The organism is Aeromonas sp. R1-1 (assembly GCF_040908495.1).
Lineage (GTDB): Bacteria > Pseudomonadota > Gammaproteobacteria > Enterobacterales > Aeromonadaceae > Aeromonas > Aeromonas veronii.
Genome location: NZ_JBFODV010000215.1, coordinates 1 through 23,242, shown reverse-complemented (window position 1 = coordinate 23,242; position 23,242 = coordinate 1). Strand labels below are relative to the sequence as shown.

Annotated in this window: 18 protein-coding genes and 1 pseudogene; 11 read left to right on the top strand and 8 right to left on the bottom strand. The window is 61.6% G+C overall.

Annotated elements, in window-relative coordinates:
* Together AB5Y92_RS14565 and AB5Y92_RS14560 are read left to right on the top strand one after the other, a co-directional pair.
* Positions 1 to 211 (top strand): annotated as a pseudogene (locus AB5Y92_RS14565) (C4-dicarboxylate ABC transporter); the annotation flags it as partial.
* A 134-nt stretch (positions 212 to 345) separates the two neighbouring features.
* Positions 346 to 1,485 (top strand): M20 family metallopeptidase, encoded by a 1,140-nt coding sequence (locus AB5Y92_RS14560; protein WP_368227024.1) that lies wholly within the window; start codon positions 346 to 348, stop codon positions 1,483 to 1,485.
* Positions 1,486 to 1,626: 141 nt separating this feature from the next.
* Here AB5Y92_RS14560 and AB5Y92_RS14555 read toward each other — a convergent pair whose 3' ends face one another.
* The 4 genes from AB5Y92_RS14555 to asnS form a co-directional block, all read right to left on the bottom strand.
* The gene (locus AB5Y92_RS14555) at positions 1,627 to 2,283 is read right to left on the bottom strand and encodes a hypothetical protein (protein ID WP_100654119.1); all 657 of its coding nucleotides are present in this window, start codon (positions 2,281 to 2,283) and stop codon (positions 1,627 to 1,629) included.
* A 173-nt stretch (positions 2,284 to 2,456) separates the two neighbouring features.
* Positions 2,457 to 3,800: an anaerobic C4-dicarboxylate transporter gene (locus AB5Y92_RS14550; protein WP_005337916.1), complete on the bottom strand. Its 1,344-nt coding sequence runs from the start codon at positions 3,798 to 3,800 to the stop codon at positions 2,457 to 2,459.
* A 374-nt stretch (positions 3,801 to 4,174) separates the two neighbouring features.
* On the bottom strand, positions 4,175 to 4,930 hold the full coding sequence (locus AB5Y92_RS14545; protein ID WP_323891142.1) for an ABC transporter substrate-binding protein: 756 nt from the start codon (positions 4,928 to 4,930) through the stop codon (positions 4,175 to 4,177).
* 110 nt (positions 4,931 to 5,040) lie between these two features.
* Positions 5,041 to 6,441: an asparagine--tRNA ligase gene (gene asnS, locus AB5Y92_RS14540; protein ID WP_368227023.1), complete on the bottom strand. Its 1,401-nt coding sequence runs from the start codon at positions 6,439 to 6,441 to the stop codon at positions 5,041 to 5,043.
* A 200-nt stretch (positions 6,442 to 6,641) separates the two neighbouring features.
* Between asnS and AB5Y92_RS14535 the strand changes: the two genes are divergently transcribed.
* On the top strand, positions 6,642 to 6,986 hold the full coding sequence (locus AB5Y92_RS14535; protein WP_005350469.1) for a hypothetical protein: 345 nt from the start codon (positions 6,642 to 6,644) through the stop codon (positions 6,984 to 6,986).
* A gap of 9 nt (positions 6,987 to 6,995) precedes the next feature.
* Here the strand turns inward: AB5Y92_RS14535 and AB5Y92_RS14530 are convergent, their stop codons facing one another.
* Positions 6,996 to 7,808, bottom strand: a complete 813-nt coding sequence (locus AB5Y92_RS14530) for a HAMP domain-containing protein (RefSeq protein ID WP_005350472.1) — start codon at positions 7,806 to 7,808, stop codon at positions 6,996 to 6,998.
* A gap of 176 nt (positions 7,809 to 7,984) precedes the next feature.
* Positions 7,985 to 9,259, bottom strand: coding sequence for an adenosylmethionine--8-amino-7-oxononanoate transaminase (gene bioA / locus AB5Y92_RS14525; RefSeq protein WP_368227022.1), 1,275 nt, complete (start codon positions 9,257 to 9,259; stop codon positions 7,985 to 7,987).
* Positions 9,260 to 9,452: 193 nt separating this feature from the next.
* Here bioA and bioB point away from each other — a divergent pair, with 193 nt between their 5' ends.
* The 5 genes from bioB (at position 9,453) to htpX (ending at position 14,266) form a co-directional block, all read left to right on the top strand.
* Positions 9,453 to 10,541, top strand: a complete 1,089-nt coding sequence (bioB, locus tag AB5Y92_RS14520) for a biotin synthase BioB (protein WP_005344369.1) — start codon at positions 9,453 to 9,455, stop codon at positions 10,539 to 10,541.
* Positions 10,538 to 11,734: an 8-amino-7-oxononanoate synthase gene (gene bioF, locus AB5Y92_RS14515; protein ID WP_368227021.1), complete on the top strand. Its 1,197-nt coding sequence runs from the start codon at positions 10,538 to 10,540 to the stop codon at positions 11,732 to 11,734. The genes bioB and bioF overlap by 4 nt, the downstream gene beginning before the upstream one ends.
* Complete coding sequence (gene bioC, locus AB5Y92_RS14510) at positions 11,727 to 12,542, top strand: malonyl-ACP O-methyltransferase BioC (protein ID WP_206874287.1); 816 nt, start codon at positions 11,727 to 11,729, stop codon at positions 12,540 to 12,542. The genes bioF and bioC overlap by 8 nt, the downstream gene beginning before the upstream one ends.
* Before the next feature lie 60 nt (positions 12,543 to 12,602).
* Positions 12,603 to 13,280, top strand: coding sequence for a dethiobiotin synthase (bioD, locus tag AB5Y92_RS14505; RefSeq protein WP_005337893.1), 678 nt, complete (start codon positions 12,603 to 12,605; stop codon positions 13,278 to 13,280).
* Positions 13,281 to 13,393: 113 nt separating this feature from the next.
* On the top strand, positions 13,394 to 14,266 hold the full coding sequence (gene htpX, locus AB5Y92_RS14500; protein WP_005337890.1) for a protease HtpX: 873 nt from the start codon (positions 13,394 to 13,396) through the stop codon (positions 14,264 to 14,266).
* A 76-nt stretch (positions 14,267 to 14,342) separates the two neighbouring features.
* Here htpX and AB5Y92_RS14495 read toward each other — a convergent pair whose 3' ends face one another.
* Positions 14,343 to 16,055 (bottom strand): methyl-accepting chemotaxis protein, encoded by a 1,713-nt coding sequence (locus AB5Y92_RS14495; RefSeq protein WP_368227020.1) that lies wholly within the window; start codon positions 16,053 to 16,055, stop codon positions 14,343 to 14,345.
* Positions 16,056 to 16,277: 222 nt separating this feature from the next.
* Positions 16,278 to 18,080, bottom strand: a complete 1,803-nt coding sequence (locus AB5Y92_RS14490; protein ID WP_368227019.1) for an MOSC N-terminal beta barrel domain-containing protein — start codon at positions 18,078 to 18,080, stop codon at positions 16,278 to 16,280.
* Between the two features lie 124 nt (positions 18,081 to 18,204).
* Here AB5Y92_RS14490 and AB5Y92_RS14485 point away from each other — a divergent pair, with 124 nt between their 5' ends.
* The 3 genes from AB5Y92_RS14485 to nifJ form a co-directional block, all read left to right on the top strand.
* Positions 18,205 to 18,957, top strand: coding sequence for a substrate-binding periplasmic protein (locus tag AB5Y92_RS14485; RefSeq protein WP_368227018.1), 753 nt, complete (start codon positions 18,205 to 18,207; stop codon positions 18,955 to 18,957).
* Between the two features lie 176 nt (positions 18,958 to 19,133).
* On the top strand, positions 19,134 to 20,780 hold the full coding sequence (locus AB5Y92_RS14480; protein WP_245096087.1) for an NAD(P)-binding protein: 1,647 nt from the start codon (positions 19,134 to 19,136) through the stop codon (positions 20,778 to 20,780).
* Positions 20,777 to 23,242 (top strand): pyruvate:ferredoxin (flavodoxin) oxidoreductase (gene nifJ, locus AB5Y92_RS14475; protein ID WP_368227017.1); only part of this gene is annotated, 2,466 nt, incomplete at its 3' end. The genes AB5Y92_RS14480 and nifJ, both read left to right, overlap by 4 nt.

Genomic DNA, 23,242 nt, shown 5'->3' with positions numbered 1-23,242 from the left:
GGCCAAGTTTGGCGTACCTGCGGTGACCATGCTGCTGCCGATGCAGCTCGCTTCCAGTATCGGCCGTACCGTCTCCCCCATCGCAGCGGTACTGATCGCCTGTGCGGGGATTGCCAAGGTATCGCCCTTTACCGTGGTCAAACGCACCAGCGTGCCGATGGCGGGGGCGCTGGTGACGGCGCTGACCCTCAACTATCTGCTGTTCATGTAGTGATGTGGGTTATGTAGTGGTGTTTGGAATTTACCGGTCGGGCGGGTGGCATGGCTGCCCGCCTTTTTCTCACTGTGTCGCATTGTTGCAATAGACGATCGGCCATCAACGCTGATTGTTGCATGGAGAAGATAATGACAGTTGTAAAGAGCCCGTTTTCCCTCGATAGCTATCTGGCCGATCTGGCCCCGCTCATCAACCTCGATTGCGGTACTCACACCCCGGCCGGGGTAGCGAAAGTGGCCGACATCATGACCGAGAAATATGAGGCTATCGGCTGGCAGGTGACTCGCCACCAGTTCGCTGCCGAGTGCGGCCCCTGCCTCGAGATCACCAATGCGCCGGGTGCCGATCACTACGACGTGATGCTGTGCGGCCACATGGATACCGTCTTCCCCGAGGGGACGGCGGCCAAGCGCCCGCTGAAAATCGAAGGCAATCAAGCCTTTGGCCCCGGTGTCTCGGACATGAAGAGCGGCCTGCTCTCTATCTGGTATGCACTCAAAGAGATGGATCCGGCATTGCTTGCCAAGCTCAAGGTGCTGGTCTGCTACAACTGCGACGAAGAGATTGGCTCCCCCTGGTCCAAGGATTGGCTGGTGGAGAAGGCCAAACAGAGCGGCTGCGTGCTGGTGGCCGAAGCGGCACGCCCGAGCGGCGATCTCATCAGCGCCCGCAAGGGCAATGCCAAGTACCGCATCACCTTCCACGGCAAGGCGTCCCACGCCGGTTCGGCCCTGACCGAAGGGGTCTCTGCCATCACAGAACTTGCTCATTGGGTGCTGGCCATCAACGAGCAGGTCAACCTGACCACGGGCACCACCATGAACGTCGGCGTGGTACAGGGCGGCACCGGCGTCAACGTGGTGCCGGACTTTGCCGAGGCGATCGTCGATCTGCGCTTCTGGAGCAACGAAGAGGCCGCAGCGGTGCACGATCGGCTCACCTTTATGGCCAACAATCCCTTCCTCGCGGGCTGTCGGGTCGAGGTGGATCGCCAGACCTTCAAGCCGGCGATGCGCCCGAGCGGCGACACCGAGGCGCTGATGGCGCTGGTAGAGGCGGCAGCCAAAGAGGAGGGGATCCCCTTCAACTGGCTGGAGGCCGGTGGCGGCTCGGATGCCAACTTCACCGCCGCTGCGGGTGTGCCGTCCCTCGATGGCTTCGGCCCCATGGGGGGAGGTTTCCACTCGGAGGCGGAATTCCTGCTGCTGGAGAGCATCGAGCTGCGTATCCGTCTGCTGCAGCGGGTACTGGGCAAGCTGGCGAAATAAGCCGGTTTATCCCTTGTTCGGGTCGTCATGGCCCGCTCAAAACTGGTCCGCTCAAATCCAAACGGGAGGCTGTTGCCTCCCGTTTTTTTATCTCGATTTTTCGCGTGTCCCTGAACGAGCGTGCCAGATGGCCTGAGGCCGTTATCCCTGTGGCTCGGCCAGATAGGCCAGATGATCCTGCCGCGCCACCTGCCAGCCATCGAGGTGCAGCGGGGCGGCAAAGCCCGGGCCGTCGGTCACCATGGTGTGGTATTCCCCCTGCTCGCCGCAGGCATCGAAGCCCTCGCGCTCGGCCAGTTGCTGCAATTCCACGAGGGTGGCGGCATCGAGGGTGCGCCCAGTCCACTCGGGGGCCAGCACCCGGGTATCGACGCAGGAGAGGTGGGCGACGATGCCGCGTGCCAGCATATTCGCCAGCAAGGCTTGGCGAGATTGCTGCCAGAGCGGGGTATGGACGGTGAGACCCAGCGGCTGGCAGCGTTCGCGGATCCAGTTTGGTGCGCCGCCCACGCTGTCGATATCGCCGGTCACCACGCCGTCGAGGTTCCACTCCTGCTGCAAGTGGCTCAGCGCCGTTTCATAGCTCTGCTCGAACGGCGCTTCTATGGTGACCAGCAGATGGGGCAGCCCGAGGGCTTCCGCCTGACGGCGCACCAGCGGCAAGGGGTGAGCGAGAAATCGGGGCTCTGGCGGCGCAAAGGTGGCCAGTGCCACCACCTGATGGCCCGCTTGACGGGCATGACAGAGGGCCAGCATGGCATCTTTGCCACCGCTCCAGAGCAGGATGACGCGAGACATGGATGAGATTCCGATGGTGAACGAGGGGGCATGCTACCCAGCGGCGGGGGCAGAGGTAAAGGCATGGTGTCCGGAAATGGCGGCGGGGAAAGGGTTGGGGTAACAGAGCGGGAAAAAAGCAGGCCCCCGAAGCAGGGGCCTGTATTGCAATAGCGTGGTAAACGCCGCTGCGATTAGAGCAGGATGCTGGTGAGGATAAAGCCCAGCGAGCAGGAGGTCACCACACCGATCAGCCCCGGAATGATGAAGCTGTGGTTGATGATGAACTTGCCGATGCGGGTGGTGCCGGAGCGGTCGAAACCGATACAGGCCAGATCGCTCGGGTAGGTCGGCAGCACGAAGTAGCCGTAGCTGGCCGGCAGAAAGGCGATCAGCAGCTTCGGCTCCACACCCAGCGCCAGACCCATGGGGGCGATGGCGGTGAGGGCTGCGGCCTGGCTGTTTACCAGCTTGGAGATGAGGAACAGCACCAGTGCGTAGGTCCAGGGCTGGGCCTGTACCACATGGGCCAGAGTCTCTTTGAGCAGCGGCATGTGAGCCTGGAAGAAGGTCTCACTCATCCATGCGACCCCGAATACGGAGAAGATGGCGACCATGCCTGCCTTGAAGACGGCACCGTTGGCGATCTCGCCCGGCTTGACCTTGCAGCGCATCAGGATGATGGCACCGGCGATCAGCATCATCATCTGGATCACCAGGTTCATGGAGAGCGGGCCGGTCTTGTCCTTGATGGTGAATACCGGGCGCAGACCTTCGTTAGCGCCGAGCAATACCACGGCAGCGATGGCGGCGAAGAAGATCCAGGTAGACCAGTAGGCCTCTTTCGGGAACTTGGTGTTGAGCAGGGTTTCACCGCCGCCGTAGATGAAGGCGCGCTGTTCCGGGTCTTTGATCTTGGCCTGGAACTCTTCGTCCTTGTCCAGATCCTTACCGCGACGCAGGCTCCACAGGGCCGCCACGATGACACCGGTCAGGGAGGAGGGGATGGCGATCATCAGGATGTCGAGCAGGCCGTAAGCCTGACCGATGCCATGACCGGCCGCCAGAATGGAGACCATGGAGACCACGGCAACGGAGACCGGGGAGGCGCAGATGGCCATCTGGGAGGCAACGGAGGCCACGGCCATCGGGCGCTCGGGACGGATGTTCTTCTGCAGCGCGATGTCAGCGATGATGGGGAACATGGTGTAGACCACGTGGCCGGTACCGCACAGGAAGGTGAGGGTCCAGGTGGTGAGCGGCGCCAGGATAGTGATGTATTGCGGGTGACGGCGCAGCAGACGTTCGGCTACTTGCATCATCAGGTTGAGGCCACCGGCAGTCTGCAGGGTGGCGGCACAGCCGATCACCGCCAGAATGGTCAGCATTACCTGAACAGGCGGTTCGCCCGGCACCAGGCCGAAGACGAAGGTCAGCAGGAAGAGACCGATACCACTGATGAGACCGAGTCCCATGCCCCCAAAGCGGGTACCCAGCAGCAAGCAGCCGAGTACCACCAAAAATTCCATCAAGATCATTCCGTTACCTCGTGTGATTCAACCCATATTGCTGCGGGTAGCCTGAACCATGAATTGTCATTGTCTGTTTTATTTAGCCCAAAAGGGTTAGTTGCTATTCTGCTCCCCTGAAAAAGTGAAAAAATTGAGTTACTTCAATAACTCGATGAATTTTTGATTAAACCACTTAAAAACCACGTACTAACAAAAACATCATTTTTGTCACCAAGTGGTATCACTCGGGGCCAAGCCATCGGGTGGTCATGGTGGCTGCACAGAGTGGCAGCAGGGCTGCAGGGGAGGGGCATAAAAAGGGCTCGATTGCGGCAGAAGAGGGTGAAAAAGCCAGCGCTCAGGCTATTTTTGCCAGCAAGGGCTGACTTCAGCGGGTTGGCTCACTTGGCCGCAGGTGCTTGCTGCAGATAGCGGCGCTGATAATCCTCGCTCAGCTTGGCAATATCCAATCTGGCAATGGCCTGAGCCACCCGTTGCTGCAACGCCTGCTGGTCGGGACGAAACATGATGTGCAGGCTCTTGTGTTCGAGGATCTTCGGGTGAAACTGCAATCCGGCGCTTATCAGCTTGCGATCATGGTTGATGAGCCAGTGAAAGACATCCCGGTCGATAACCGCCAGATCGAGCCGGTCGCGCTGCAATTTGCGCAGGTTGAGCAGGTCTGCATCGACGGCGGCAGTGTTGAGGCGCTTGCTGGCCATCAGGGCATCGAATTCACGGGTGTTGACGTATCCCTCCACCACGCCGATCCGGTAGGGGGCGAGATCCGTGAGCTGCTGCCAGGGGATGGGGGGGCCTGAGCGCTGCGCCATACCCAGCACGCTGTCGCCTACGCTGGGGGAGCTGCGCCACAGGGTGGGCAGGGTGTCGGAGAGGTACTCGGGAAAATAGCCGCTATAAGGCTGGGTCGGGTCGGCCGCCAGCCGCACCGCCCGCTGCCACGGATAGAAGTCGAACGTCACCTCCAGTCCCGCTTCGGCAAAGGCACGCTTGACGATATGACCGGTGAGGCCGCCATCGGGCAGGCTCTGGCTGGTGTAGGGGGGCCACTCCAGGGTGGTCAGACGAACAGGCTCGGCCCACAGTTGAACAGGCATGCAGGACAGCAGTAGCGAGAGCAGCAGGCGATATCCCATAGGCGACGAGTTCCTTGTGCCGGTTGATCCTGAGTATCACCCATAACGGTGACAATAAAAAAGCCGACCCACAGGTCGGCTTTTGCAATGCAGTGGCAAGATGCCGCTGATCAGAACTCGGCGGTACGCGGAGTACGCGGGAACGGGATCACGTCGCGGACGTTGCCCATGCCGGTCACGTATACAACCAGACGCTCGAAGCCCAGACCGAAGCCTGAGTGCGGCACGGTACCGAAGCGACGCAGGTCGCGGTACCACCAGTAATCTTCCTTGTTCAGGCCCATCTCGGCCAGACGGGCATCCAGCACGTCCAGACGCTCTTCACGCTGGGAACCACCGATGATCTCGCCGATGCCCGGTGCCAGTACGTCCATCGCGGCAACGGTCTTGCCGTCGTCGTTGAGGCGCATGTAGAAGGCCTTGATATCTTTCGGGTAGTTCTTCACCACTACCGGAGACTTGAAGTGCTCCTCGGCCAGATAGCGCTCGTGCTCGGAGGAGAGATCGATACCCCAGGAGACCGGGAACTCGAACTTCTTGCCGCAGTTTTGCAGCACTTCGATGGCGTCGGTGTAGTCGATCTGGGCGAAGTCGGAGGAGACGAAACGCTCCAGACGGCCGATGGCATCCTTGTCCACATGCTGGGCGAAGAACTCCAGATCGTCGCGACGCTCGGTCAGTACGGCGTTGAAGACATACTTCAGCATGGCTTCGGCCAGTGCGGCGTTATCTTCCAGATCGTTGAAGGCCACTTCCGGCTCAACCATCCAGAACTCGGCCAGGTGGCGGCTGGTGTTGGAGTTTTCAGCGCGGAAGGTCGGGCCGAAGGTGTAGACCTTGGAGAGGGCGCAGGCATAGGTTTCGGCATTCAGCTGGCCGGATACGGTCAGGAAAGCCTCTTTGCCGAAGAAATCTTCGTTGTAGTCCACCTTGCCGGCGTCGGTGCGCGGCAGGTTTTCCAGATCCAGAGTGGAGACGCGGAACATCTCGCCGGCACCTTCGGTGTCAGAGGCGGTGATGAGCGGGGTCGCAACCCAGAGGAAACCCTCTTCGTGGAAGAAGCGGTGGATGGCTTGCGCCAGGCAGTGACGAACGCGGGTCACGGCGCCAACGATGTTGGTACGCGGGCGCAGGTGAGCCTGTTCACGCAGGTATTCGATGCTGTGGCGCTTGGCGGCCATCGGGTAGGTGTCCGGATCTTCGACCCAGCCGACTACCTTCACCTCGGTCGCCTGCAGTTCGAAAGCCTGGCCGCTGCCCTGAGAGGCGGCAACCACGCCGGTCACTTCCACGGAGCAGGCAGTGGTCAGACGCAGCACTTCATTCTCGTAATTGGCCAGGGTATTGGGGACAACTGCCTGTACCGGATGGAAACAGGAGCCATCGGAAATGGCCAAAAATGAGATCCCCGCCTTGGAATCACGGCGAGTCCGGATCCACCCTTTGACAGTTTGGGTGGTGCCGACCGGATACTTACCGGCCAGCACATCTACTACGGATGCGTGCGTCATCGAAATATTGTCTCCAGCTTGTTCTTGCAGCGCTATTTGCAACACTAGGGAGTCTGGCCCGGGCACAGATGGCCCACCATGGCAGACTAAGCCGTCAATCTTACCCGCGCGGGTTTGATAAACAAGCAAAAATGTCGGACTCTGGTGGGGTTTTCGGCATGGTTCACTCAACAAGAGTGTCACGGGCGCAGGAGAGGTGGGTGAAAGATCGGCGGCATGGGCCAGATTGGCTGACACGGGTGTTGCAGGGGCTGGTGATGCTCTGCTGGGGCGGCTTTATCGTGCTGCTCTCCCTTTACCACTATGCCCGGCCCGAAATTGCCTACGGTTTTCTGGTCTATGGCGGGATCGAGGTGCGCGATTATTGGGACCCGTCCCTTACCCCTTGGCTGGTCTACGGGCTCTGGAGCTGTTGCGCCCTGACGCTGGCGGTGTTGCTGCTGGAGCGCAAGCGCAGCCGCCGTCAGGATGACTCCCGGCATGTCAATCTGGCCATCCTGCTATTGGTGCTGATCGCCAGTTTGCTCTTCTACTACGTCGGTTAAGCGCCCGCCTCAGCGGGGCTGATCCGGCTCCTGCCTGCTGGCCTTGGTGCGCTTGCCGAGCTGGCGCTCCACGCTGTCGAGCATCTGGTTGTAGGCCACCGCCACCCGGCCAATCTCGTCGCCGTCATCCCCCTCCAGCCGGTGGCCGAAGTCGTGCAGGTCGGTGGCCTCTTCCATGGAGCGGGTCAACTGGTTGAGGGGGCGCACGATCCAGGTGCGGATGACCCAGAGGGTCAGCAGCAGTCCCATCCCGAAGATGCCGGTGAGGATCAGCGCCGAGGTGAGGATATTCTGCTCGACCCGGGTAAACAGCGAATCGAGGGAGTAGTCAAAGCGCACCGCACCAAGCACGGTATTCTCCGGCACCAGATGACAGCTGGTGCAGTCGGTGCCGCGAAAATCCTTCTTGGCCAGCAGCGGTCGGGTGACCACCAGACGGCTGTGCATGCCGTTGTGCACCACCTCCAGACTCCCTTTGCCCGCCAGAGCCAGCTCATCAAACTCATCTTTTACCTGCTCTGTCTCCCGTCCCGGCCCGAACTGTTTGCTCACCGCGTCGCCACGAACGATGCGGGCATCCTCCACATGGGCGTGGTCGAGAAACTTGCCGCGCAGGGTATCGCGGGCATCCATCTTGCCGGTCAGCATCAGCATGTTGAGGCCGTCGAAATAGGCTTCGGTCTGCTCGCGGCTCTGCTCCTTGATGAGGGTCAGGATGAGATCGCGCTCGCGCACCGCCTGATAGGCTGCGGAGAAGACCAGAACCATGGAGAAGATGAAGAGCAGGAAAAAGTTGATTTTGGCAGCAATGGAGAGGCGCATGAGCAGTCTTTCTTGATGGTAAAACCGCAGCAGTTTACCCCTCTTGGGGCCTCAGGTCTGGTGTTTTGCTCACATTACGGCAAGTGAAAGCGCACTGAAGTGGATAAAGTTGCCCTCTTCATATATCAAATGCCGGTAGTCAAACGGGCGGCAGCGATGGCCGCCCGCTGCATGCCTTAAAACTCGCCTTCGGTGATGGCCTGACGGATGGCGCCGGTCAATACCCGCAGCTCTTCAGGGGTGATGACGAAGGGGGGCATCAGGTAGACAAGCTTGCCAAAGGGGCGGATCCAGGCTCCCATTTCGACAAACTTGCGCTGGATGCGCGCCACATCCACCCGCTCTTTCATCTCCACCACCCCGATGGCGCCGAGCACTCGCACATCAGCGACCGCCGGGTGCAGGGTCAGCTCTACCAGTTCTGTTCGCAGCTGATGCTCGATGGTGCGCACCCGCTCCTGCCACGGTGAGGCCAGCAGCAACTCGATGGAGGCGTTGGCCACCGCGCAGGCGAGCGGGTTGCCCATAAAAGTGGGGCCGTGCATAAAGACCCCCGCCTTGCCGTCACAGATGGTGCGGGCGACATGCTCGGTGGTCAGGGTCGCAGAGAGGGTGAGGTAGCCGCCGGTAAGCGCCTTGCCCAGACACATGATGTCGGGGCTGATCCCCGCCCAGTCACAGGCAAACAGCTGGCCGGTGCGGCCAAAGCCGGTGGCAATCTCGTCGGCAATCAGCAGCACGCCGAACTCGTCGCACAGGGCACGCACCCACTGCAGGTAGCGGGGGTGGTAGAAGCGCATGCCGCCAGCCCCTTGCACTATGGGCTCAAGCACGATGGCGGCAATCTCCTCGTGATGATCGGCCATGAGTGTCGCCAGCTCCACCACGCACTGCTCGTCCCACTCGGCGTGGAAGCGGCAGCTGGGCGCGTCGACAAAATAGTGCTCCGGCAGGAATCCCTTGTAGAGCTCGTGCATGCCGCCATCGGGATCGCAGACGCTCATGGCGCCAAAGGTGTCGCCGTGATAGCCGCTGCGCAGGGCGACAAATTTGGCTCTGGGCGTCCCCTTGGCGTGCCAGTACTGCTGGGCCATCTTGAGCGCCACTTCCACTGCCACCGAGCCGGAATCGGCCAGAAATACCCGATCAAGCCCCTTCGGAGTGATCTCCACCAGCTTGCGGCAGAGCTCGACCGCCGGGGCGTGGGTGAGGCCGCCAAACATCACGTGGGACATCTTGCCGAGCTGGGCGGTGGCGGCGGCGTCCAGCTCCGGCACCTGATAGCCGTGCACGCAAGCCCACCAGGAGCTCATGCCATCCACCAGTTCACGGCCGTCGCTGAGAGTGATCTTCACCCCTTTGGCGCTGGCCACTTCATAGCAGGGCAGGGGGTGAGTGAGGGAGGTATAGGGGTGCCAGATGTGGTGCAGGTCGAATTCTTGATTGGTCATTTGTTGTTCTGTTGTCAATTGGTTTGATCTGGTCGGTGTTGACAGTCTACGCGTGCTCTCTACACTAGCCAACAATTTCAGCCACTTGGCACTGCGCATCACCCTGAGCGCGCAGGCCAGGCGGCGGGTTTTGTGGCCGTCCATCCCAAGATGGCGGGCGCAGGATCCCACTAATAACAACCGGAAGCCATGTATGAATGCTCTCACCGCGGGCGGTCACGCCCTTCGTCATGACTGGACCCTAGCCGAGGTTCAGGCCCTGTTTGCCCTGCCATTCAACGATCTGCTGTTTCAGGCCCAGACCGTCCACCGCGCCCACTTTGACCCGAATGAAGTGCAGGTGAGCACCTTGCTCTCCATCAAGACCGGCGCCTGCCCGGAAGATTGCAAATACTGCCCCCAGAGCGCCCGTTACCACACCGGTCTTGAGGCCGAGCGGCTGATGGAGGTGGAGAAGGTGCTGGAGCGGGCCCGCGAAGCCAAGGCCAATGGCTCGTCCCGTTTCTGCATGGGGGCCGCCTGGCGCAACCCCAAAGAGAAAGACATGCCCTACATCATCCGGATGATTGAGGAGGTGCGCGGGCTGGGGATGGAGACCTGCATGACGCTAGGGATGCTCACCGCCGATCAGGCGGCCCGTCTTGGCGCTGCGGGGCTTGATTACTACAACCACAACCTCGACACCTCGCCGGAGTTCTACGGCGAGATCATCTCCACCCGCACCTATCAGGACAGGCTCGATACCCTGGAGCATGTGCGCAGCGCCGGCATGAAGGTCTGCTCCGGTGGTATCGTCGGCATGGGCGAGCAGGCGAAAGATCGGGCGGGCCTCTTGATGGCGCTCGCCAACCTGCCCCGCCACCCGGAGAGTGTGCCCATCAACATGCTGGTCAAGGTGAAGGGCACGCCGCTGGAGGATCAGGAGAACCTCGATCCGTTCGAATTTATCCGCACCATCGCCGTGGCGCGCATCATGATGCCCGCCTCCCATGTGCGCCTCTCAGCCGGGCGGGAGAAGATGAATGAGCAGATGCAGGCCATGTGTTTTATGGCCGGGGCCAACTCCATTTTCTATGGCTGCAAGTTGCTGACCACCCCCAACCCGGACGAAAACAGCGATATGCAGCTGTTCAAGAGGCTCGGCATTCGCCCTGCCCAGCGGGCCCAGAAGCCGGATCAGGTTCAAGAAGAGGAGCTGCTGGCCGAGGTGAGCCGCCAGAGTGAACCTGCCGAAATGTTTTATGACGCCACCCGCCCCCGTGCAGGGGCCGCTCGGTCATGAACGGCCCTGCAGTAACGGGCCCCTTTGGGTTGAGCACGGCGCTGGCCGAGCGCGAGCAGGCGGGTCTGCTGCGCAACCGCATCGCGACCGACGGGGCGAGTGGCGGGCGGCTCAGGGTTGCGGGGCGCGAATACCTCAATTTTTCCGCCAACGACTATCTGGGGCTGGCAGATCATCCCGCCATTAAGAGCGCCTTCAACGCGGGGATTGAGCGTTATGGTACGGGCTCCGGCGCCTCGCCGCTGGTGACCGGTTACAGTCATGCCCACCAACAGCTTGAGAAGACCCTGGCCGAGTGGCTCGGGGTGGAGGCGGTGTTGCTGTTCAACTGCGGTTTTTCCGCCAATCAGGCGGTGCTCAAAGCCCTGCTCGGCAAGGAGCATCTGCTGTGGCAGGACAAACTCAACCACGCCTCTTTGCAGGAGATGGGCAGCCTACTCCCCTGCAAGATGAAGCGCTTTGCCCACAACGATATGGCGGCCCTTGAGCGGCAGCTTGAGCCCAATCGTGGACTGATTGTCTCGGAAGGGGTGTTCAGCATGGACGGGGATCAGGCCCCCTGGGCTGAGCTTGCGGCATTGGCAGCCCGGAGCGGCAACTGGCTGATGATCGACGATGCCCACGGCCTCGGCGTGCAGGGGCCCGAGGGGCGTGGCACCCTGGCCGCACAAGGGGTGAACCCGGCCTGTGTACACATCCAGATGGGCACTTTTGGCAAGGCGCTCGGGGTTGCCGGTGCCTTTGTCGGCGGCAGTCGCGAACTGGTGGAGTATCTGGTCAACTTCGCCCGCCACTATGTCTACAGCACCCATATGCCCGCCGCGCAGGCTTGCGCGGTCAGCAAGAGCATCGAACTGGTGCGCGCGGCTGATGAGTCCCGCGCCCATCTTGGCCAGCTGATCGCTCGCTTCCGGCAAGGGGCAAAGGATCAGGGTTGGCAGCTTGGCGCTAGCGACACCCCGATCCAGCCGCTGCTGGTGGGGGAGAGCTTTGCTGCTTTGCAACTGGCCGAGCGGCTGCGCGAATGCGGCGTCTGGGTGAGCGCCATTCGCCCGCCTACTGTGCCGGTCAGTACGGCTCGGCTGCGCATTACCCTGAGCGCGGCTCACCGCGAGCAGGATGTGGATCGCCTGCTCGATGCCTTGGGGGTCTGCCCTGATGCGACAACGGTTGGGGAGGCTCACCATGACTGAGTGTTTTCAAACGGTCGACAAGGCGCAGCTTGCTCGCCGTTTCGGCGCCGCCGCTCGTCATTACGATGCCCATGCCCGTTTTCAACAGGAGGTGGGTCAGGCGCTGCTGGAATGGATGCCGAGCAGGCCGGTTGGCACTGATCTGACGGTGAGCGGGCTGGATCTGGGCTGCGGTACCGGCTTTTTCTTGCCCCAACTGGCGAACCGTTGTCATCAGCTGGTGGGACTGGATCTTGCCCCCGGCATGCTGGCGCAGGCCGCCTTGCGTGGCAGCGGCGCCCGCCTGCTCTGCGGCGATGCGGAGCAGCTTCCTTTCGCCGATAACACATTCGACTGGGTTTTCTCCAGTCTGGCGTTGCAGTGGTGCGAGCGTCCGGCCCAGGCTTTTGGCGAGCTGCTGCGGGTGGTCAAACCGGGCGGCCAGATCTTTTTCTCGACCCTGCTCGATGAGTCGCTCTGGCAGTTGCGAGCCGCCTGGCAGCAGCTTGATGGTCGCGCCCATGTCAATCGCTTCCTCAGCCTGCCACAATTGGAGCAGGTGCTGGCGAGCGCCGGGGTATCTGCTCCCGAGCTGCGTTGTATCACCTGGGATCTCGCCTATCTTGAATTGCCGCAGCTGTTGCGCGATCTCAAGGGGATTGGGGCCAATCAGGTCAATGACAATCAGGGGAGTGCCGCCCCGGCCGGTCTGAGCGGTCGCGCCAGATTGCAGCAGCTGACTCAGGCGTATGAGGCGTTTCGCCAGCCCGATGGCAGGCTGGTCGCCAGTTATCGAGTGTGCCTCGGCCGCCTCAGCAAGCCTCGTTGAGCGCCGGGAATCGCAGTGTGTGCAGGGCAGTGTGCTACCCCCTGTCAAGGAGAGAACCGTATGAAATCATTCTTTATCACCGGCACCGATACCGATGTGGGCAAGACGCTGGTGGCGCGCACCCTGCTGCGCGAATTCAGCGCACAGGGAATCAAGTGCGCGGGTTACAAGCCGGTCTCGGCCGGATGTGCCCGCACCCCGGACGGGCTGCGCAACCTGGATGCCGTTCTGTTGCAGGAGGCGGCGAGCCTGCCGCTGCCCTATGAGGTGGTCAATCCGTTCGCCTATGAGCCGCCGATTGCGCCCCACATCGCCGCCAGCGAGGCGCGCCAGCCTATCACCATGCAGGGGTTGAGCGAGGGGCTACGCAAGATTGAACAGGCCGGGGCCGAGCTGGCGGTAGTGGAAGGGGCGGGGGGCTGGTATCTGCCGCTCGATCGCAAGCATCTGCTGTCGGACTGGGTCAAGCAGGAGAACATGGCGGTGATCATGGTGGTGGGGGCCAAGCTGGGTTGCCTCAACCATGCGCTGCTCACCTTTGCAGCCATTCGCAATGATCAGCTGCCGGTGGCGGGGTGGGTAATTAATCGGCTCCATGGTTCCATGAGCCATTATCAGGAAAATCTGGACACCCTGAGGGGCCTGCTGCCTGCCCCCTTCCTCGGCGAAATTCCGTTTATAAACAATCCGCTTGAAGCCGATTTGCAGGGGCGTCTCGATATCTCGCCGCTACTTTGACGGCATATTCAGCGAACATTCATCGAATCTCCCTAGAATGTCGACATTAACATGATCAGGTGGGGATCCCGAGTGATCCCCGGTCATGTCCCTTATCTTCACAAGGAGTCTATATGAAGCGAATTATGCTATTCCTGGTGACCAACCTGGCCGTCATGCTGGTGCTGGGGGTGGTACTCAATATCCTGTTCTCGGTTCTGGGGATCAACAAGTCCAGCATTTCCGGGCTGTTGGTGTTCTGTGCCGTGTTCGGTTTTGGGGGTTCCTTTATCTCCTTGCTGATGTCCAAGTGGATGGCCAAGCGCAGCTATGGTGTCCAGGTCATCGAGCAACCCCGTAACGAGACCGAGCACTGGTTGGTGAGCACTGTGGCCCGTCAGGCCCGCGAAGCGGGTATCAAGATGCCGGAAGTGGGGATCTACGACTCTCCCGAGATGAACGCCTTTGCAACCGGCGCCCGCCGCGATGATTCGCTGGTGGCGGTCTCCTCCGGCCTGCTCTACAGCATGAGCCGTGACGAGGCGGAAGCGGTACTGGCCCACGAGGTTAGCCACGTGGCCAATGGCGATATGGTGACCCTGACCCTGATCCAGGGTGTAGTGAACACCTTCGTGATGTTCTTCGCCCGGATCGTGGCTGGCGTGATCAGCAACTTCTTCAGCTCCAACAACGAGGAAGAGAGCAGCAGCACCGGCGGTTTTGCCTACATGATCACCGTGTTCGTGCTGGAGATGCTGTTCGGTATTCTGGCCTCCATCATCGTCATGTGGTTCAGCCGTCAGCGCGAGTTCCGTGCCGATGCAGGTGCCGCCAAGCTGGCCGGTCGAGACAAGATGATTGCCGCCCTTGAGCGCCTCTCCCGCGGTGCCGAGCCGCAGCTGGAAGGCTCTATGATGGCCTTTGGCATCAACGGCAAGCGCTCCATGAGCGAACTGTTCATGAGCCACCCGCCCATCGAGCAGCGTATCGCCGCCCTGCGTGGTTGATAGATACTGAATGACGGGGATACCCCCGAATAAAAAACGGCTGCCCTTGGGCAGCCGTTTTGCTTTTCAGCGTTCTTTAAAGCTTGAAGTGCCCCATCTCCTGGCGCAGTACCCGTGACAGCTGCTTGAGCTTGGCCGCCTCTTGGGACACGTGACGGGCGGCATCCCCCGATTGCTCGGAGAGGGAGGTGATGTTGCCGACGGTAGAGACCACCTCGTTGGCGGCGGTGGACTGCTCGCGTAGGGTGTGGCTGATCTCCCCCATCAGGCCGGTGAGGTTGGAGGCGTGGCTCTGGATGCTGGCGATCGCCTCGCCGGTCTGGTTGGCTAGCGTGACCCCGCGAGAGACGTTGTTGACCGTGTTCTCCATGCTGCGGATGGAGGCATCCGCCCCGCTCTGGATCTTGCTGATCATCCCGGTGATTTGTTGGGTTGAGGCCGCCGAGCGACTGGCCAGATTGCGCACCTCGTCGGCGACCACCGCAAAGCCGCGACCCTGTTCACCGGCCCGCGCCGCCTCGATGGCCGCATTGAGGGCCAGCAGGTTGGTCTGATCGGCGATGCCGCGGATCACCCCGATGATCTCCGAAATCTGCTGGGTATGGCCGTTGAGCTCGGAGATGGTGCTGGCTGCATCCCCCACAGTGGTGGAGATATTCTCGATGCTGCCAAGCGTCTCTTTAATGACCCCTGAGCCCTCCTCCAGGGTATTTGCGGAGACCTTGCTCAGCTCGTCGGCATGGGTGGCGTTGTCGGAGAGGTGACTGATGCTCACCACCAGCTCCTCGATGGCGGCGGCCATGGTCTGGGTGCTGGTTTGCTGATCGGTAGCAAACTGGGCGGTCTGCTCGGCGATCTGGGCGATGCTGTCGGCAGAGTGGGATAGCTCCTCGGTGGAGTGGGAGACCTTGGCGATGATCCCCTTGAGTGTGGTCTGCATACCGCCGAGCAGGCCGATCAGGCTCTCTTTCGATCCTGGCGGCACCTTGATGGGGCGCGAGAAGTCCCCTTCCGCCATCATATGGAGATCTGTCTTGAGCTGTTCGACCGAGGTGCCTACCAGATCGAGCAGGGAGCGATAGGTGCGCCAGAGGAAGAACATCAACACCAGACCGAGGGCGATAAAGAGATAGCGCAGCATGTCGGTATTGGCGATGGCGCTCTCGACCGCCTCATGGTTGCGCTGCTCCATCATCACGTAGAAGTCATCGATGGGGGACATGATGCGCCCCTTGTTCTGGTGATAGGCCTTGTCATGCATCATGGCAATGGCTTTTTGCTGGTTGGCAACCAGGTCACCATCAGTCTGCTGCACCAGCTTGAAGGCGGCGACCTCGGTGTTGACCAGCGCATCCGAGTTGTTTTTGGCCTCGTTCAGTTTGGCGAGCTCACCGTCGGTGAAACCGGCATCCTTCATCAGGTCGATCAGGCCACGGCGAACATTGCTGTCGGGGCGGGGATTCTGGCCGTTGGCGGCGACAAAGTCCCAGTAGATACGGTTGTAGCCATCCGGTCTCGGCTGTTCGCCGTTGCGAATGGCCAGGATCCGCATGTACTGCTGCTCGTAGGCTGGATCCTTGGTGATGACGTAGGTGCGCCCGAGTCGGGTCAGGTCATCGGAGGATTGGCGCAGTTCGTCGGCCAGCAGGTAGGAGACATATTGTTGTCGATAACTCTCTTCCAGTTGTTTACCCGCCCAGCTGTAGGCGAAAAACACCAGTGACAGCAGGATCAGGGTGATGACGGATAGCAGCAGGTTGAGCTGAAAGGCGGGCTTGTTCTTTTCCATGGTATGGGCGTCCTTTCCCTATGGCTGAGTGTCGTATGGAGCATCGCCAAGTCAATGGCTGGCAAGGCTTTTTGCTCTGAGAGTATAGGAAGGGAAACTCACTGATGAAGGCCGTGGGGACAAATTAAGGGCGGATCAGGTGAACAAGTGTGGATAAAGATGACCGGGGTCAATTCCCCGGTCATCTGGGGTGGCGTGAGTTAATGCGGCCCGATCACTCGATCATAGGATTTCAAGGTCGGTGAGCGGCACGGCGCAGCAGGCAAGGATCTTGCCCTCCGCCCGCTCGGCGGCTGTGATGGCGGGGGCGTCGGGGTGATCCACCTCGCCCGAGACCAGCGTCTGTTTGCAACTGCCGCAGATGCCGGCGCGGCAGCTCCATGGCAGCTCTACACCTTGCTTGTTGGCCTGATCCAGCACTGTGCCCTGATTGTTGCCGGTAAAGGCTTGGGCGCCGATACGCAGTTGTACCGCCTGATAGGGGCGGGCCACCGAGAGAATGGCGCCGCCAAAACTCTCCTGTTTGATCTGTGCGGCCGGAACGCCGAGGGCTGCAACTTTGGCGGCAGCATCGGCCATAAAACCGTGGGGGCCGCAGATAAAGACCTCTTTTTCGGCCAACCCTTTGACCAGTTGCAGATGCTCATCATTGAGTCGCCCTTGCAGCCCCTGCCAGTGATTGTCCGGCTGGCTCAGGATAATGGTGAGGGTCATGCCCTGCTGCGCCATGGCGTGCAGTTCGCTGGCGGCGGGAATGTCCGCTTCACTACGGCACAGGTGCATAAAGTGAACCTCTTCCAGCTCCCCGCGAAGGGCCAGGGTGCGGGCTATCGCCAGCATGGGGGTGACGCCGGAGCCTGCGGAGAGCAACAGTAGATTGCGCTCGGACCCTAAGTGAAACTCGCCAGCGGGGTTGGCGGCCAGCAGCCGATCACCCACCTGCAACTGCTGGTGCAGCCAGTGGGAGATGCGGCTACCCTCCACCTTTTTGACGCTGATGCCGTAACGCTCCGGGTGATCCGGCGTGGAGCTCAGGGTATAGCGTCGTTGAATCCTCTCGTTTTTGATATCGAGGCTGATGGGCAGATGCTGGCCCGGCAGGTAGTCGGGCAGGGGCTCGCCATCGGCTGCTTCGAACCAGAAGGTCTCCAGATCCCGCGCCAGCGGTTCGCGGGCCACGCAGACCAGCTCCCGCTTCTTCGGCGCGGCGGCGGGATAGACCACCGGACGGGTACGCTCCAGCACCTCGATCTCGCTGCCTGTCTCAATCCATCCCTCGTTCAGCGCCACCAGATTCTGGCCGAAGTAGACCTCGCCATCCTCGCCACGGCGGTAGCGGGTAAGGGTGGCCAGCGGCTCTTTCAGGGCGTTGAAACGATCGGTGCCCGCTTCCACCGTGGTCATGATGCAGCGGCTGCAGGGCTTGACCACCTTGAATTCCACCTCGCCGATGCGGATGCGCACCCAGCTGTCCTCCTCGAAGGGCTGGGTATTGCTTGCCACCAGATTGGTGCGGAATTGGCTCATCTGGTGCAGCGCATCGGACCGCAGATTGAGATCCTCAAGGGAAGCCTGGCTTATCAGCAGCAGCGGATAACCGTCGGCAAAGCTGACCCGGGTGCCGGTCTTCTCGCGAAAGCGATCCGAGGTTTCACCCAGCCAGAGCAGTTGCACCGTCTCCCCTGTCACCCGGCTTAGCCACCCATCGGCTTTGGGGTCGGTGTGCAGTGCGGTGAAACGGTCGCTCCAGACTCCGGTAGCTTGCGGGGCGCGGCTAAAGTCGGCCTCTTGCAGGGTGAGGGGTTCAAAGCCCGGATAGCGCAGTTGCAAGCCTCCTTCGATGGGGGTGGCCACGACCTGTTGCAGCTGGGGATGGGTACGGGCGGTGATAAAGGTGCCGTCCGGTTTGACCACCATGTAGCGGCGATCCCCTGCCAGTCCCTCTTCGGTCACCCGGGCGCGAGCCAGCGGCATACCTGCAGTCGATTTGATGGGGTAGAGGTGAATGCTGTCTAGCCTGGGCATCTTCATATCCTTGTGACGCGGCGCGATCGCCTGGAAAAAGGGGAACATAACGGTTCCCCGGCGATCCGGCAATCCTTTCAAGGGGCGGTCTATAGTTGGGAAAACAGAACAAGAGGGCATCGGGATGAAAATAAGCTGGTTGCTGGCGGGGAGCCTTTTTTGCCACGGGCTCTGGGCGCAGGAGCTGACCCTGACCACGGGAGCGTATCCCCCTTACTGCTCCGAGACGCTCAAATATCAGGGACTTATCCCTCATGTGGTGAGCGAGGCGTTCAAGAGTGAAGGGGTGAGCGTCAAGTTCCAGTTTCTGCCCTGGAAGCGGGCCTTTCGCTTGTCGGAGGAGGGAGTGGTGGATGGCACTGTCCACTGGTATGAGTCGAGCGAGCGGCGCAAAACCCATCTCTACAGCGATCCCATCCTGAGCGAAACCTACGTCTGGTTCTATCTCAAGTCAGCTCCGCTGGAATGGCGTGGCTATCAGGATCTGGCGGATCGCAAGCTGGCTGCGGTCAGCGGCTATACCTACAATGCAGATTTTTTTGCAGCCATCGCGCAGGTGCCGCTGCAGGTGCAGTTTGTCACCCGGCTGCGCCAGAGCTTTGATCTGCTGCTCTCTGGCCGCGCCGACCTGACCCTGGAGAACATAGATGTCGGCTACTACTCCCTGCGTCAGTTCTACCCGGCCAGCACGGTCGATCTCTTTGCAACCCATTCAAAACCCGTGATGAAAGTTGAGGGTCACCTGCTGATCAGCCGCAAGCGTGCCAACGCTGACGAACTGATCAAAACCTTCAATCGGGGGCTCGCCAAACTGAAAGCCAGCGGTCAGCTGGAGAAGATGTTACTTGAGTCACGTTCTGGTCTCTATGAACCATAAAGTGCAACATTTTTTGATCCTGATTCGCTAATCAGTACAAAAAAGCGGCCATTATCGACTCAGTTCCCAGTTTCTAACGCTTTCGCTTCTTCCCCATCCGGCCACCGTCCGCTTCGGCTACACGGTATCAAGCGCCATCGGGTGGGGCCTGTCACACAAAAAGAAGAAAGCAATGTATGAGCAAACAACTGGACATGACCCCATTGCCGGATCTCTCCCTGAAAACGGGAACAGGCCCGGTGCGTACCCGGCTACCCGTCTGGCGGCCGGCCCTGCCACCCTGCAATCATGCCTGCCCGGCCGGAGAAAATATCCAGGCCTGGCTCTCTTTGGCGCAGGCCGGCCGTTTTGAGGCTGCCTGGCAGACCCTGATCGAAGAGAACCCTTTGCCCGCCATTCATGGCCGGGTCTGCTATCACCCCTGCGAAAGTGCCTGCAACCGTGGGCAGGTGGATGAATCCGTCTCTATCCACGCCATCGAGCGTTTCCTTGGCGACGAGGCGCTGGCCCGTGGTTGGCAGCCTGCGCCACCCGCGCCCGCCAGCGGCAAGAAGGTGTTGGTGATCGGTGCCGGTCCCTCCGGCCTCTCCTGCGCCTGGCACCTCAACCGGCTCGGCCATCAGGTGGAGATCCGCGAAGCGGGGCCACTGGCGGGCGGCATGCTGCGTTTCGGCATTCCCGCCTACCGCCTGCCCCGCGACGTGCTGGATCGGGAGGTGGCCCGCATCGTGGCGGCCGGGGTGACGCTGACCCTCAACCACAAGGTGGAGGATGTGCTGCGCGAGCGCGACGAGGGGGGCTTTGATGCCGTCTTTATGGCCATCGGCGCCCATCTGGCCAAGCGGGTCGATATTCCGGCCCGGGAAGCGGGCAAGATCCTCGATGCGGTGAGCTTCCTCGAACAGGCCAGTCTGGCCGAAGAGCAGGGCTTGCCACCCCCCAAACTGGGACGGCGGGTAGCGATTTATGGGGGTGGCAATACCGCCATGGATGCGGCCCGTACCGCCCGCCGTTTGGGCGTTGAAGAGGCGATGATCATCTACCGCCGCAACCGGGATCATATGCCGGCCCACGCCTTCGAGGCCGATGAGGCCGAGGAGGAGGGGATCAAGATCAACTGGCTGCGCAGCATTCGCCAGCTCGACAGCACCAATATCGAGGTTGAGGTGATGGCGCTGGATGCCGAGGGCAAACCGGTACCCACCGGCAAGTTTGAAACCCTCGAAGCGGACTCCCTTATTCTGGCGCTCGGTCAGGAGGTCGACCTCTCGGTGCTGGAGAGCATTCCCGGTGTGCGGGTCAACAAGGAGGGGGTTGTACAGGTGGCGGGCAACCTGATGACGGATGTGCCGGGTCTGTTTGCTGGCGGCGACATGGTGCCCTCCGAGCGCACCGTCACCATCGCCACTGGCCATGGCAAGAAGGCGGCGCGCCATATGGATGCCTGGCTGCGCGGTCGTCACTACCAGAAGATGGTCTCCTACCCACTGGTGGGGCCGGAGCAGTTGCAGTTATGGTTCCAGACCCACGCGCCCGCCAGCAGTCAGCCGGTCAAACCGGCGTGGGCGCGGGATGACTTTGGCGAGATCATCGGCGGGCTGGATGAGGTGGCCGCCCGCTACGAGGCGGCGCGCTGCTACTCCTGCGGCAACTGCTTCGAGTGCGACGGCTGCTATGGCAGTTGCCCCGAGCAGGCCATCGCCAAGCTGGGGCCGGGCAAGGGGTATCAGGTGGATGCCGAGCGCTGCACCGGCTGCGGTGCCTGTCACGACCAGTGCCCTTGTCACGCCATCGAGCTGCGCCAACCGGAGGAGTCCCAATGAAACATGAACTGATCATGGTTGACGGCAACGAAGCCGCGGCCCGGGTGGCGTACCAGCTGAGCGAAGTGTGTGCCATCTACCCCATCACCCCGAGCTCGACCATGGCCGAACTGGCCGATGCCTGGGCGGCAGAAGGGCAGACCAACCTGTGGGGCAACATCCCCACCGTGGTAGAGATGCAGAGCGAAGGGGGGGCGGCCGGCACGGTACACGGCGCCCTGCAGGCGGGGGCGCTCGCCACCACCTTCACCGCCAGCCAAGGGTTGATGCTGATGCTGCCCAACATGTACAAGATCGCCGGTGAACTGACTTCGGCAGTATTTCATGTGGCGGCCCGCTCGCTGGCGGCGCAGGGGCTCTCGATTTTTGGCGACCATCAGGATGTGATGGCGGCGCGCAGCACCGGCTTTGCCATGCTTGCCTCCGGCTCGGTGCAGGAGGCGCAGGACCTGGCCTTGGTCGCCCACAGCGTCACCCTGCAGTGCCGGGTGCCCTTTATCCACTTCTTCGACGGGTTCCGTACCTCCCACGAGGTGAACAAGATCACCGCGCTGCATAAAGATGAAATTCGCGCGCTGATCGACAACGACTGGGTACGCGCCCACCGTGCGCGGGCCCTCAACCCGGATCATCCGGTGATGCGTGGCACCGCCCAGAACCCGGATACCTATTTCCAGTCCCGCGAAAGCGTCAACCCCTTCTACGAGGCGGTACCGGCGCGGGTGCAGCAGTGCATGGACAACCTCGGCGAGCTGACCGGTCGTCACTATCGGCTGGTGGAGTATCACGGCGCGCCCGATGCCACCGACGTCATCGTGCTGATGGGCTCGGGGGCGGCCACCGCCCGCACCACCGTGGATTGGCTCAACCGGCAGGATCGCAAGACCGGGGTACTGGTCATTCGCCTCTATCGTCCCTTCCCGGTACAGGCGCTGCTCGATGCGCTGCCCGCGAGCGTGCGGCGCATGGCGGTGCTGGATCGCACCAAGGAGCCGGGCGCCGGTGGCGAGCCGCTGTTGCTGGATGTGCAGAGCGCCCTTATCGATGGCTTGCAGCGCGGCCTTATCAAGCGGCTGCCGTGGCTCAGTGGCGGTCGCTATGGCCTCTCTTCCAAAGAGTTCACCCCCGCCATGTGCGCGGCGGTATTCGAGGAGCTGGCATCCGATGCGCCGCGTCCCCGCTTTACGGTGGGGATCGTCGATGATGTGTCGGGCCTCAGTCTGGCCTGGCACCCCATCGGCGATCTGGAGCCCGCCAGTCGGGTGCGGGCGCTCTTCTTCGGCCTCGGTGCCGACGGCACGGTGGGCGCCAACAAGAACAGCATCAAGATCATCGGCGAGCTGGAGGGGTTCCACGCTCAGGGCTACTTCGTCTACGACTCCAAGAAATCGGGCTCACGCACCGTCTCCCACCTGCGCTTTGGCCCCGAGCCCATCGATGCCCCCTGGCTTATCGAGCAGGCGAGCTTTATCGGCTGCCACCAGTGGGGCTTTGTCGAGTCGGTGGATCTGCTGGAACACGCCGCAGAAGGGGCAACCCTGCTGCTCAATGCTCCCTATGAGGCGGACAAAGTGTGGGGCCAGCTGCCCGAGCGGCTGCGCGCCCGTATCCGTGCCCTCAATATCCAGCTCTACTGCATCGATGGGGATCGGGTGGCCGAGCAAAACGGCATGGGCAATCGCATCAACACCATTATGCAGACCTGCTTCTTCGCGCTGGCCGGAGTCTTGCCGCGGGATGAGGCGATTGCGCTGATCAAGGAGAGCATCGAGAAGAGCTATGCCCGCAAGGGGCCTGAGGTGGTCGAGCGTAACTTCGCGGCGGTGGACGATACCCTGGCTCACCTCTGCAAGGTGGTCATTCCGGCCGGTGAGGAGCAGATCAGCGACTATCCGTTGCCGCTGGCACCGGGGGGCAGCGAGTTTGTCCAGCGGGTCACTGGCGAGATGCTGGCGGGGCGCGGCGATCTCATTCCCGTCTCCATGCTGCCGGTGGATGGCACTTACCCCACTGCCACCAGCCGCTTTGAGAAGCGGGATATCGCCCGCGAGATCCCGATCTGGCACTCCGATATCTGCATCCAGTGCGGTAACTGCGTCTTTGTCTGCCCCCACGCGGCGCTGCGGGCCAAGTTCTACCATCAGGACTGGCTGGCAACCGCCCCCGAGGCAGCCCAATCGGTGCCCGTCACCGCCAAGGGTTTCCCCGACAGCCGCTACACCTTGCAGCTCTATCCGGAAGATTGCAGCGGCTGCGGTCAGTGCGTGCAGGCCTGTCCGGTACGGGCCGGGGCCGATGAAAACTTTGAAGGCGAGCGCGCCATCACCATGATGAACAAGGCGCCGCATCTGGCTGGCCAGAAACAGGCGCTGCGCTGGTTCGAGAGCCTGCCCTGGCCTGCCCGCGAGCGGGTGGATTTCTCCACCGTGCGCGGTGCCCAGTTCCTCGAACCCCTGTTCGAG